The sequence below is a fragment of the Pantoea stewartii subsp. stewartii genome (assembly GCF_008801695.1).
In the GTDB taxonomy this organism is placed as follows: Bacteria; Pseudomonadota; Gammaproteobacteria; order Enterobacterales; family Enterobacteriaceae; genus Pantoea; species Pantoea stewartii.
The window spans coordinates 1-249 of sequence record NZ_VZPF01000320.1; the positions used below are offsets into that span (position 1 = coordinate 1).

Genomic DNA, 249 nt, shown 5'->3' on the forward strand with positions numbered 1-249 from the left:
GGTTGCTAAGCTGCAACGTATGCAGTTCGGCAAAAGCTCCGAAAAGCTGCGTGAGAAAACGGCCCGCCAGGTGCGCGAGGCAGAGGAGCGCATCAGCGCCCTGCAGGAGGAGATGGCTGAGGTGCTGCGCCAGTCTTCCGCCCGCAAACCGCTGCCGGCCTCACTTCCCCGCGAAACCCTCACGCTGTCGCCGGCAGAAACCACCTGTCCGGCATGCGGCGGCGAACTCAACGCGCTGGGCTGCGACGT

At 65.5% G+C, this 249-nt stretch carries 1 protein-coding gene; it reads left to right on the forward strand.

Translation table 11 applies throughout. The annotated features are described in order from the left end of the window. Positions 1 to 249: transposase (locus tag F7Q90_RS26365; RefSeq protein WP_211369717.1), on the forward strand; the 249-nt coding region annotated here is incomplete at both ends.